The sequence below is a fragment of the Candidatus Coatesbacteria bacterium genome (assembly GCA_014728225.1).
In the GTDB taxonomy this organism is placed as follows: Bacteria; RBG-13-66-14; RBG-13-66-14; order RBG-13-66-14; family RBG-13-66-14; genus WJLX01.
In genome coordinates this window covers 1-11,172 of the sequence record WJLX01000145.1, presented here as the reverse complement: position 1 = coordinate 11,172, position 11,172 = coordinate 1, and the positions used below count along the sequence as shown (strand labels likewise).

14 protein-coding genes are annotated in these 11,172 nt (G+C 67.5%); 12 read left to right on the top strand and 2 right to left on the bottom strand.

Annotated features, from left to right (window positions below):
- The first annotated feature begins 239 nt into the window (after window positions 1-239).
- From GF399_10620 to GF399_10585, 8 genes are all read left to right on the top strand, one after another.
- Window positions 240-1,244, top strand: a complete 1,005-nt coding sequence (locus GF399_10620) for a DUF4349 domain-containing protein (protein MBD3400768.1) — start codon at window positions 240-242, stop codon at window positions 1,242-1,244.
- Window positions 1,245-1,246: 2 nt separating this feature from the next.
- Window positions 1,247-1,906 carry a DUF4349 domain-containing protein gene (locus GF399_10615; protein ID MBD3400767.1) on the top strand — a complete coding sequence of 220 codons (660 nt, stop codon included), beginning with the start codon at window positions 1,247-1,249 and terminating at the stop codon, window positions 1,904-1,906.
- Entirely contained in the window at window positions 1,903-2,775 is an 873-nt protein-coding gene (locus tag GF399_10610) for a DUF4349 domain-containing protein (protein MBD3400766.1), read from the top strand. The genes GF399_10615 and GF399_10610 overlap by 4 nt, the downstream gene beginning before the upstream one ends.
- 79 nt (window positions 2,776-2,854) lie before the next feature.
- Window positions 2,855-3,106, top strand: a complete 252-nt coding sequence (locus tag GF399_10605) for a hypothetical protein (protein MBD3400765.1) — start codon at window positions 2,855-2,857, stop codon at window positions 3,104-3,106.
- A gap of 1 nt (window position 3,107) precedes the next feature.
- Window positions 3,108-3,500, top strand: coding sequence for a hypothetical protein (locus GF399_10600; GenBank protein MBD3400764.1), 393 nt, complete (start codon window positions 3,108-3,110; stop codon window positions 3,498-3,500).
- Window positions 3,501-3,513: 13 nt separating this feature from the next.
- Window positions 3,514-3,942, top strand: coding sequence for a hypothetical protein (locus tag GF399_10595; protein ID MBD3400763.1), 429 nt, complete (start codon window positions 3,514-3,516; stop codon window positions 3,940-3,942).
- 26 nt (window positions 3,943-3,968) lie between these two features.
- Entirely contained in the window at window positions 3,969-4,427 is a 459-nt protein-coding gene (locus GF399_10590; GenBank protein ID MBD3400762.1) for a hypothetical protein, read from the top strand.
- On the top strand, window positions 4,424-4,900 hold the full coding sequence (locus tag GF399_10585) for a hypothetical protein (GenBank protein ID MBD3400761.1): 477 nt from the start codon (window positions 4,424-4,426) through the stop codon (window positions 4,898-4,900). Before GF399_10590 ends, GF399_10585 begins: the two co-directional genes overlap by 4 nt.
- Before the next feature lie 174 nt (window positions 4,901-5,074).
- Here GF399_10585 and trpS read toward each other — a convergent pair whose 3' ends face one another.
- Window positions 5,075-6,127, bottom strand: a complete 1,053-nt coding sequence (gene trpS, locus GF399_10580) for a tryptophan--tRNA ligase (protein MBD3400760.1) — start codon at window positions 6,125-6,127, stop codon at window positions 5,075-5,077.
- Between the two features lie 439 nt (window positions 6,128-6,566).
- Here trpS and GF399_10575 point away from each other — a divergent pair, with 439 nt between their 5' ends.
- From GF399_10575 to GF399_10565, 3 genes are all read left to right on the top strand, one after another.
- Window positions 6,567-7,391: a hypothetical protein gene (locus GF399_10575; protein ID MBD3400759.1), complete on the top strand. Its 825-nt coding sequence runs from the start codon at window positions 6,567-6,569 to the stop codon at window positions 7,389-7,391.
- 117 nt (window positions 7,392-7,508) lie between these two features.
- A complete protein-coding gene (locus GF399_10570; GenBank protein ID MBD3400758.1) occupies window positions 7,509-8,453 on the top strand; it encodes an ATP-binding cassette domain-containing protein in 945 nt (314 codons plus the stop codon).
- The gene (locus GF399_10565; GenBank protein ID MBD3400757.1) at window positions 8,443-9,243 is read left to right on the top strand and encodes an ABC transporter permease subunit; all 801 of its coding nucleotides are present in this window, start codon (window positions 8,443-8,445) and stop codon (window positions 9,241-9,243) included. The genes GF399_10570 and GF399_10565 overlap by 11 nt, the downstream gene beginning before the upstream one ends.
- 97 nt (window positions 9,244-9,340) lie before the next feature.
- On the opposite strand, the gene GF399_10560 is transcribed toward GF399_10565, so the two are convergent.
- Window positions 9,341-9,826, bottom strand: a complete 486-nt coding sequence (locus GF399_10560) for a hypothetical protein (GenBank protein MBD3400756.1) — start codon at window positions 9,824-9,826, stop codon at window positions 9,341-9,343.
- Between the two features lie 184 nt (window positions 9,827-10,010).
- On the opposite strand from GF399_10560, the gene GF399_10555 reads away from it, so the two are divergent.
- A complete protein-coding gene (locus tag GF399_10555) occupies window positions 10,011-10,826 on the top strand; it encodes a hypothetical protein (protein MBD3400755.1) in 816 nt (271 codons plus the stop codon).
- Window positions 10,827-11,172: the final 346 nt, after the last annotated feature.

Here is an 11,172-nt window from a genome sequence, read left to right as displayed (position 1 = left end):
GGCACGGTTTTTGCGGAGGCGGACCGTTGCCGCCGCTCCAACGGTCGCCGAGATGCAAAAACCGTGCCGGTTCCGGCGCTGCGATAACAGCCGGCGGGCCGCCGGCGGGCGGTATCCAGGCCGATTACCGCTCCTGCCGGTCGACGAGCGGTGCTGGATCGGCACTGCTTTGCGCTCGTTCAAGCCGTTTTTCCACTGTAACGCGACCCCCGCGTCGCGCTCATCCCGGGAGGCCCGTCATGCGCCGTTTCCCGTTCCTGATGCTCTTCGTCGCGCTGGTCCTTGTCTTCGGCGGCTGTTCCGAGGACTACTACGAGGCGGAGGAAACCGCCGGCGACGCCGCTGACGAAGATTACGCCTACTACGAAGAAGAGAGCGCGGCGGACTTCGAGTTGCAGGCCGTCGAGGAGAACGTCGCGGAGCCTCCCGCCGGCGCCGTCCCCGAGGGCGGGGCGGCGTTGGCCCGCGAGGCCGACGACGGGATTCTGGCCGAGGTCGGCCAGCCCGCCGCCGACACCGACCAGCCCACCACGGAGACCGAGACCCTGGGTCTGGAACGGATGATGGTCTACGAGACCGAGATGACGGTGCTGGTCGAGGAGCTCGACGAGGCCCGGAACAAGGTCGAGGAGCTCGTTGACGCCCACCACAAGGCCGGGGTGACCGACGTGATCATCACCAGTGTCGACGTGACCCGGGTCGCCGGGACCGCCGGTGAGGTGACCTTCGAGATCCGCTGCCACAAGGATGAACGGGTGGCCCTGATCCGCGAGCTGCGTGACCTGGGCGAGATCGTCGAGGAGTTCTCCACGGCCGAGGATATCACCAAGCAGTACGTTGACGCCGAGCGCCGGCGCGACAAGCTGCAGCGCGACTACGACATCAAGAAGGCCGAATACGACGAGGCCGTCGCCGCGGGGTCCCCGGCCGACGAGTTGCGCCGCCTCGACGAGGAGCTCAATCTGCTCGATTACGAGCTCTCCGAAGCCGAGGGTAAACTGAAGAACTTCGACGACCTGGTCACCCTGCCCAGGATCACCATCACCCTGACCGAGGACGATCCCGGCACGACCTTCCGCGGCGGCCGGGTGATCCGTGACGGCTTCGAGATGGCCTACATCGCTATCGTCAATATCCTGCGGGTCTTCATCATCATCATCGGCGTGGCTTTGGTGCTGGCGATCCTCGGGGTGCCGCTCTACCTGCTGGCGCGTCGCCTGCTGCGCAGTCGCAAGGGGGACTAGCCATGTCCCGTTCCGCCATCTCCACGGCGCTGCTGCTGATCGCGGCGGCGGCCGCCTGCGGCGCCTCCTACACCTACGAGGTCGAGCTCGAGCTGGCCCTCGACGATTTCAAGGAGGGTCTCGCCGCGGTCCGGGCCCTACTGACCGACGGCGGCGCCAACCTGCTGACGAGCCGCACCGAGGACGACGACGACGAGGCCTTCGCCGAATTGGAGTACGAGCTGCCGGCGGACGATTCCCGGGCCCTGGTCCGGCGGCTCAAGGGCCTGGGCGTGGTTCTGGGAGAGCGTTCCGAGCTCGAGCAGGTCGGCGAGGGGTTGACGGAACTGGAGGAGGCCGTCCGGCGGCTCGGGGAGCGCGTCGCCGAGCTGCGCGAGGCCGTCGACGAGCCCGGCCTCGAGGCCCGGGAGCGCATCGACCGCCAGCGCGAGTTGACCCGCCTCGAGGACGACCTCGACACCACCCGCCGCCGTTTGGACGAGCTGCGGCACCGCGTCGAGTTCCACGAGCTGCATCTGGTGCTCGTCGAGGGCCACGGCGGCGAGTTCGACGAGCTGGGCCGGTTGATCTTCACCATCATCCTGCCGGCCCTGGTCATCGTCATTCTGGCCTTCTTCCTCGGCCTGCGCATCGGCCGGCTGCGCGAACGGGGGGAGTCATGAAGCGTCTGCCGCTCCTCGCCGCCGCCCTGCTGCTCAGCCTGCTCTGCGCCTGTGAGCCGGCGGCCTATGAGGGCCCCGCCGTCGAGGAGGTCTGGCGCAGCGGTGAGGCGCCGCCCGACCCCGAGCCCGCCGGCGACGAGGTCACCCTGACCCTGCCTGATCCGGCCGGGGGCCGGCGCACCCTGACCCGGCCGCGGATGATCACCGTGGTCAGCGCCCTCGTCGTCCGCGTCGACGATTTCGACCAGGCCCTGGGCGCCGCGCGAGAGGCCCTCGACGAACGCCACGGCTACCTGGCCCAGCTCTCCTACCTGCGGCCCGGCGGCGAGCCCGCCGCCGGCTGGCTGCTCTACCGCCTGGAGACGACGGAGCGCGACGAGCTGCTCGAGCGTCTGGAACCCCTGGGCGAGGTCTTGCGTGAGGAGCGCCTGACCTCCGACGTCAGCCGCGACTACTACACCGCCGAACTCCAGCTCCAGGACCTGCGGGCCCAGATCGCCGCCTTCGAGCGCCAGATCGAGGAGACCCCGGAGGGGGCCCGTCGGCGACAGCTCCTCACCGAGCTCAACCAACTGGAGAATCAAGCCGCCGCCGTCGTCGCCCGTTTTCCCGGTCTCGAGGGCCACCCCGGCACCGCCCCCGTCTATCTGACCCTGACCGCCGAGGCGGGCCTGGTCGCCGATCCGGCCGCCCGGCTGACCGCCCGCGGCTTCTCCCAGGGCTACCTGATCCTGCTGCACATCCTGCGGGTGTTGATCATCGTCGTCATCGTCGGCGCGCCCCTGGTCGGCCTGGCGCTTCTCGTCATCCTGCCGGTACGGCGCCGCTTGCGCCGGCGCCGGCCCCGAGCTGACAAGGCCGACGGCTAGCAAAGCCGGTCGGGCGGCGACGCTCCACCAGCCCCCTTCCCGACCCCAGACCAACCCACTTCACGCCGGGGTAACGACATTGAGCGTCAAGGTCAAGAAGAAGGGCTACTGGATCCTCTTCGCCCTGTCGATCCTGCTGACCATCCTGGCCGTCAAGACGGTCCTGCCCGACGCCGAGGCCACCAAGGAATCCGACCTGGGCTACCGGGCCTGTTGCAGCTTCGCCCCCTGGAGCACCCTGATCCTGTTGTTTATGACCATGATCAACTGCAAACTGCGCAAGAATCTCCTCACCTACCGTACCGATGAAAACGATTCGACTGCCGCTTAGCTTGACCGTCATCGTCCTTTTCGTCGGCTGCGCCGGCGAATCCGACCCCCTCGGCGGCGCCGCCGAGGTCGCCGAGGGCTTCCTGCAGGCCGTCGCGGCCGGCGACGCCGAAGCCGCCGAGGACTACGCCCTCGTCGAGGGCGACAGCGAGGGCTTCGTCATCTTCACCGAGCTGCTGGCCGCCGGCGAGCTGGCCTTCGATAACGTCGCGGTCGTCGACTACGGCGAGCTGCGCCTCGGTGAAGGACCCTACGGCCGCGACCTGCTGGCCGTCGAGGTCGAGGTGCGCTCACCGCAACTGGAAGAGCGCCGCTGGACCATCGGCCTGGTCCGCGAAGACGGCCGCTGGTACGTCAAGGACGTGCCCTGGGAGTGGTCCTACGCCCTCGAGTGAGGGAGGCGTTGCGATGCCGACGCGCGGTCTGGTTCTCCTGCCGCCGCTCCTGCTGTGGACGGCCTGCGGCACGGCCCACGACGACTACCGCGAGCAGGCCGAGGGCGTCGTGCGCGGCTTTCTCGAGGCCGTCGTCGCCGGTGACGCCGAGGCCGCTTCCAGCCACGCCCTGATCGAGGGCGACAGCAAGTACTTCGTCATCTTTACCGAGCTGCTGGCCGCTGGCGAGATCGTCGTCCACGAGGCGCGCCTGCTGCACTTCGCTGAGATCCGCCCGGACGCCGGACCCCACGGCCTGGACGCCCTGACGGCCCACGTCGAGGCCCGGGTCGAGCGTGGCGGTGAGGCGCTGTCCCGGCGGCGCTTCACCCTCGAACTCATCGGTTCCGAGCGCGAGTGGTACGTCAAGCACGTCCCCGAGGATTGGAGCGCTGGATTATGATGATGGTTTGGAGTGATCCAACCCCCATGAACAGCCGTCGAAAAAGCTCAATACCGCTCCTCATCGCCATCCTCTCGCTCATCGGGCTCGGGGCCTGCGAAGGGGAAAGCGGGGAGGCCCTAGAGGAACGACCCGCCACCGGCGAGCGCACCAGTGTCGAGGAAGCCGTCCGCTCCGACGTCGAGGCCTTCTTCACCAACCTCGGCCACAGTTCCCTGGAGACCATCTCCAGCTTCCACCGCGAGCACGTCAACCAGTACGACTCGGCCCGTTTCGCCGACTGGGTGGTCGAGGCCGTCGAGCTCGACTCGCCGCGGATCACCGGGGAGCCGACGATCGAGGGCGTCGGTACCGAGCAGCGGGCCCGGGTGCCCATCGCCTACCGCAGCGCCGACGGTGAAGCCGCCACCGGCGAACTCGTCCTGGCCCCCGAGGGCGAGCGCTGGAAACTCATCCACCCCCCCTTCGGCTGGGAGCGTCAATGATCCGCCGTCCACCCTTCACCCGCTTGATGCTGCTCACCCTCCTCCTCGGCGTATTCCTCGCGGCCTGTGACGACGCGGAGGACCCAGAAAGCGAAGCCCCGGTTGAGACAGTCGGGGAGACCGTCGAGGTCGAGCCGGCGACCGCCGCCGAACTCAAGCAGACCGCCGACGCCTTGCTCGAGGCCCTCACCCTGGGCTATGGCGCTGACGCCGCCGAGCTTCTCGGGCCCACCGTCACCCAGGCCCAACGCGAGGAGTTCGCCCGGGCCGTCGACTCCGGCGAGCTGCTGCTGGTTTCGACCCAGGAGCTCGACGGTCCGCGGTTCAACGACCAGGACGGCGTGCTGACGGCGACGATCGAGTACGACTGCACCGTCATGAACGGCGACGAGAGTCTGCTGGGCGTCGAGACGCTGGAGTTCGCCCGCACCGCCGCCGGCTGGCGGTTGACATCCGTGCCCTTCACGGAATGATACCGCCATTCATGGCCGATTCGTAGGGCCGATTCGTAGAGGCGACTGTACCCAGTCGCCCCGTTATCATCTGCCGGGAGTGGTCTCCGGCCGTCTGCAACCAAATACTACCGGGGAGGACCTTTGAGGTCCTCCCCGGTATTCTTCACGGACGGTCAAGCAGCGAACTCCGGCCTACCCGCCCCGCTTGAGCCCCATCGCGTTCAGGGCCTCCTCGAGCACCGCGGCGGCGATGCTGCGGCAGTAGGCCGCCCCCAGGCCGAGGACGTCGTGGACGTAATCCGGCCGGGCGCGCAGCTCCGCCGCCCGCTCGCGGATCGGGTCCAGCACCTCGAGCATGTTGGCGAACAACCGCTTCTTGCACTCCAGACAGCCGATGCCCGCCGAGGTGCAGCCCTCCCGGATCCACTCCAGGTCGTCCTCCGAGGAGAAGTAGCGGTGGTAACTCAGGTAAACGTTGCAGTCCTCGGGCACGCCGGGGTCGCTCTTGCGCTTGCGCCGGATGTCGGTCTTGGCCGGCCCCAGCTTCCTCCAGATGCTCTCCGGCTCCTCCAACAGGCCGATGGTGTTGCCCAGGCTCTTGGACATCTTGTTCTCGCCGTCCAGGCCCATGATCCGCTTGGCCGCGGTCAGGTGAGCCTTACACTCCGGAAAGACCTCGCCGTAGCGGGCGTTGAATTTGCGGGCGATCTCCCGGGCCAGCTCGATGTGCTGGACCTGGTCCTCGCCCACCGGCACCGCCGAGGCTTTATACAATAAGATATCCGCCGCCTGCAGCACCGGATAGGTGAACAACCCCACGTTGACGTTCTCCTGGTGCTGACGCGACTTCTGCTTGAACTGGGTCATCCGCGACAGGTCGCCGTAGGGGGTGACCGTGTTGAAGATCCAGGCCAGCTCGGTATGCTGGGGTACTTCGGACTGCACGAAGAGGATGCAGCGCTCCGGGTCCAGCCCGGCGGCGATGTTGGCCACAGCGGCGTCGAAGACCCGCCCCGGCATCAACGCCGGGTCGTACTCGATCGTCGTGGCATGGTGATCGACGATGCAGAAGATCGCCTCGTAGTCGTCGAGGAACTCGACCCAGTTGCTGAGCGCCCCCAGGTAGTTGCCGATGTGAACCTCGCCCGAGGGCTGGATGCCCGAGAAGGTCCGCAGCTTGCCCTCGGCGGTGGCGTAGGTCAGGTAGTCGTCGCTGTCGCGGTAGAGTTTTCCCGTGTCGGTCATCGCCTGCTCCCAACTGCTCGGCCCGGCTGAGCCGTCCTTATCTGGTCTATTCCATCTGGGGTGTGGATCAACTACGGCGCGGGGGAGCTGCGCCAGTCGAAGGCGACCGTGACCGGTCCGGTGGGCAGGAAGAGGTAGCGCATGCTATAGTGGATGGGGTGTCACTCCGCGATGTTACCAGAACGCCCCGCCGCCGACAAGCATCCGGCACCGCCCCCAGCGAGACCTTTTTTCTTACCGGTCCTAAGCAACTCAACGAATCCGACCGGCCGGCGCCGGAACTGGCACGGTTTTTGCATCTCGGCGCCCGTTGGCGCGGACTCAACGGTCCGCCTCCGCAAAAACCGTGCCAGTTCCGGCGCGGTGGCGCGCCGCTCCGGGCGGGGCGTCCGGTTAGCGAAAAAAGGTCTCGCCGGACCACACACGAGGTGCAACCCCCTTGCGTATCAGTCTGCTCTACTTCTCCTCGACGGGCAACACCCGATTGCTGGCCGACCATGCCCGGGACTGGCTGGAGTGTCACCGAGCTGCGGCAACCGTCCACGAGGTGCTCAAGTCGCGGCCAGTCGCTGTCCTGGACTGCGAGCTGCTGATCGTCTTCTACCCGGTCTGGGGCTCGGATATGCCGGAGCCGTTGCAGGTTTTCTTCGAGGGTGTCGAACATGCGTCAACGGAGCACATTAAGCGGCCGGCGGTGGCCCTGGTGGGCAACTGCGGCATCTTCACCGGCGACACCGGCGTTTACTGGAAGTCCCGGCTGGAGCGGCGCGGCTGGGATGTCGTCTACGCCGACCACGCCCTGATGCCGGTCAACATCAACGTCCCCAACTTCAACCTCTGGAAGGTCCCCCGCGCCGCCGAGCGCGAGGAGATCATCCGGCGCGGTGGGCGCAAGCTGGAACGCATCCTGGCGGGGATTCTGGCCGGGGAGCGCCGTTACGTCGGAAGCGGGCCGCTGGACCACCTCGGCGGTTGGCTCCAACGCACGTTCTACGAGCCCGGCCTGCGGGTCTGGAAGGACGAGCTGGCCGTCGCCGCCGAGCGCTGCACCCGCTGCGGTCTCTGCCAGCGGATGTGCCCGACGGCCAATATCACCCTGGGCGACGACGGCGTCGGCTTCGGCGGGGAGTGCATCTTTTGCCTCAAGTGCTTCAATCTGTGTCCCGCGGGGGCGGTCCTCGTCGGGGCGCGTTCCCGGGACCGGGAGCAGTACCGGCGCTACAAGGGGCCGACGGGCACTCCTCGGCCGGAGCTGTACCGCTGAGGGCGTCGCGGACCGAGACTTGCCTGCGGTTGCGATTGGAGTTATCATGCCATCGGTAGGATTTCCCGGCAGCAGTTTCCACCTTCCCCGCATCCCAAACCGAGCGGAGCCGCCCGGATGACCACCCCCGCCATCACCACCAGCGGCCTGACCAAGAGTTTCGGCGAGACGCGGGCCGTCGACGAGCTGGAGCTCGAGGTCAGCCGCGGCGAGGTCCTGGGCCTCCTCGGTCCCAACGGCGCCGGCAAGACCACCACGGTGCGTCTGCTGGCCGGGATGATCTCGCCCTCGGAGGGCGCGGCGGTGGTGCTGGGTTTCGACCCGGCCGCGGAGCCCGAGCGCCTGCACGAGCGCATGGGCCTGCTGACCGAGGCTCCGGGTTTCTACGAGCGGCTGACGGCCAGACAGAACCTGGGCTACTTCGCCCGCTTCTACGAGGGAGTAGCCGTCGACGAGCGGGTCGACAAATACTTGGAGCTGTTGGAGCTCGATGAGCGCGCCGAGGACCGGGTGGGCGAGTTCAGCAAGGGGATGAAGCAGCGCCTGGCTCTGGCCCGGGCGCTGTTGCATGAACCGGAGCTGCTGTTTCTCGACGAGCCGACGGCGGCCCTGGACCCGGAGGCCGCCCGGGACGTGCGGCGGCTGATCGAGAAGCTGCGCGGCGAGGGACGGACGATCCTGCTCTGCACCCACAACCTGGACGAGGCCGAGCGGCTCTGCGACCGCATCGCTCTCTTCAACACCCGCCTGGTGACCGTCGACGAGCCGGAGCACCTGCGGCGGCGGTTGTTCAAGCGTCAGGTGCTGGTCGAGCTGGCCGGCGGTACGGTGGAGGTCGCCGCGGGCCTCGAGCAGCGGCCCTTCGTCAAGAATCTTCAGCGGGACGGTGAGCGGCTGATCGTCGAGCTGGCCGACATCGACGCCGACAAGCCGGCCCTGGCCCGGGCCGTGGTCGAGGCCGGCGGGGAGCTGGTCGAGTTCCGCGAGGACGAGCACTCCCTCGAGGAGGTCTACCTGACGTTGCTCGAGGAAGCGGAAGGGGTTGAAGGGAATGCGGACTAGGATCCTGGCCAACATCATCGCCAAGGAGTGGCGCAACACCTTCACCAAGAAGTCCTACCTGGTCTTCATCCTCGTGCTGCCGATCATCCTCACCGGCCAATCCTTTTGGCTGGTCTACTCGATGACCCTGGAAGAGGATCCGCAAGAAGCCCTCCCGGTGCCGCTGGAGGGTCTGACGGTCAACCTGGAGGCGGCGGTCGAGCTGACACCATTGGAGCGGATGCCGGCCTTCGTCTTCCTCCAGGTGCCGATCTTCCTGCTGCTGGTGCCGGTACTGGTCTCCAACGTACTGGCGACCTATTCGATAGTCGAGGAGAAACAGACCCGGACCCTGGAGCCGCTGTTGGCCACGCCGGTGACCACGCGGGAGCTGCTCTTCGGCAAGACCCTCTCCGGGGCGATACCCGCCGTGGCGATCTACTGGCTGTGCAGCGGGCTCCTCTTCCTGCTATTGAGCCTGATCGGCCCCCGGGTGGTGATTCCCTTCATGCTGGAGCCGCTGTGGCTGGTTTCATGGCTGCTGCTGGCTCCGCTGATCTCGATCCTGGCCTACCTGTTGGGGGTGCTGGCCTCGAGCCGGGCCTCCGAGCCCAAGGAGGCTCAGGCCCTGGCCCTGGTGATCATCCTGCCGCTGTTGGGTCTGGTGGCCATGCAGGTGCTGGGGATCGTGCTGTTCAACCTGGTCAACGCCCTGCTGCTGGCCGCTGGGCTGGCCCTGGTCTCCTGGCTGGTGCTGCTGCTGGCCGTGCGCTCCTTCCAGCGCGAGCAGATCCTGGTGCGCTGGAAGTAGGGAGCTCAACCGTCGGTCTTGATGCAACGGCGCAATCAGCCGCGGGGGGCCGACGGATTGTCGGAGTGGCATTCACCACGTCGAGTCGCGGCCCGAGCTAATGCATTGATTCACGGCGGTGTGAAACAGACGCGATGCCCGTGGAGTCTGGTTGAGGCTGGTCTCCGCCGGCGTAGGAGCCGACACCAGATACCAACGCCTTATTGTTAAAGGGATCATTACATAAGCTGAACGACCTTTCACGGATAAGGAGTCTGAAGCTGCGCTTGAACCAGCCGTGGTCGGCCTTGAGCCATCGCTGGCAATCGACCGGGTTCTTGTCGTCGTTGACGCACCTGTGGTGGAAGCCGCTGAGTGACCGGTTCTTACAGGCCTTGTTGCCGTCGGTGGACGATCGTGTCGAGCGCGGCCCGGCGAGCGGCGGCGAGGCGCTTCCTGAGCCGTTGGTAGCAGTGGGATACCGGTTAACGGCTTGATCGACACCCTGGCCGTGGTCACTTCCAGCCAAGATTGCCGGGCGATCAACGCGCGCTTTTCCCCCGAAAGCCGGCGGCGTTGGTTGGCCGGTAGAGCGCTTGCGCAACCGCCGTCCGCCAGCCAATCTGTTGTGATGACGCGGGTTGTACTTCGGACACTTGACGTGCCTGTCGGGATTGACCGCGTTTTGTGTCGAGTCGGCTACGAAGGATGCCGACTTGTGCTTCCGGTATCCCCGGGCAACCCGCCGGCGGTGCCGACTGGAAATCCCGCCGAGCGCGGGTTATGCTGTGGTTGTCCATCAACTGCCCAACCCGATGACCAAACGCCGCTTCCAAAGCTGGTGGCTGTTCCTCGGCGCCGCGCCGGTGTTGCTCTGGATGCCCGTGGGCTTCGTCCTGCAGGCCCTGGACCTGATCGGCCGAAGCGCCCTCTTCACCAGCATCCTGCTGCTGAGCGCACTGGCCGTGGTCAGTTGCCTGGCCGGCTCGGTGTTGTTGATCATCCGCGCCTTGCTGGCCGCGCGCCACGACCGCGAGTTGGCCCGCGTCGGCCGCAAAGCCGTCGGCGTGGTGCGCGAACTGGGCGAGATCGGCGGGGCGATGACCGTCAACGACAACCCCGTACTCGCGGTCGTCCTCGAGGTCCACGACGGCGACCGCCCGCCCTACGAGGTCGAGCTGGAGACCCTGGTGCCGCGTTACGCCGTCCCCGCCGTCCAGCCCGGCCGCAGCGTCCCCCTGCTGGTCCACCCCGCGGATCCCCGGCGGATCGAGATCGACTGGAGCGCCGAGGAGGTCCCGACCCCGCTGTACGGCGTGCGTCACGACGCCGCCACGGAACGGCTGCTGAGCGAGGAGGGCCGCCGCGGGCTGGCCACCATTTTGGCGCTCGAGGACAGCGGCCGGACCCGGAGCCTCGAGGTCGTCGTCAGCCTGCGGCTCAAGGTCTACCTGCCCGACGAGGAGCCCTACGAGGCCGAGGTCGAAATGCCCCTGCCCGAGCACGTGATCGCGCATCTGCGCGGTCTGGTCGAGCGCTCCGTCGAGTGCCTGGTGCATCCCGCGGAGCGGGAGATGATCAAGCTGCTGCTGGAAACGGATTGACGGGGCCCGGGGACGGGTTCACCGACGCCGGGTTTGATCTTCGACGGGAGGACCGCCCGGTCCTCCCGTTGATGATAGCGTGGGACATTAACTAAACCCGGTAGCTCGGGCTTCGTGCACCGGCCGGCGTTATCCCGGTTGTTGTCGGCTTCTACGCCCCGCCCGTTGCCGACCCGCCCGTTGCCGACCCGCCCGCAACAGGCCGGCCAGCAGCGCCTGGATGACCCAGCTCGGCGCCACGCCACCAGGGCGCCAAGCCGACGACGACGGCGTAGACCGACGCCAGGGCTATGCCGACAATGACCAGCACGGTCAGCGGGGCCGGGGGGGGGGGGGGGGGGGGGGG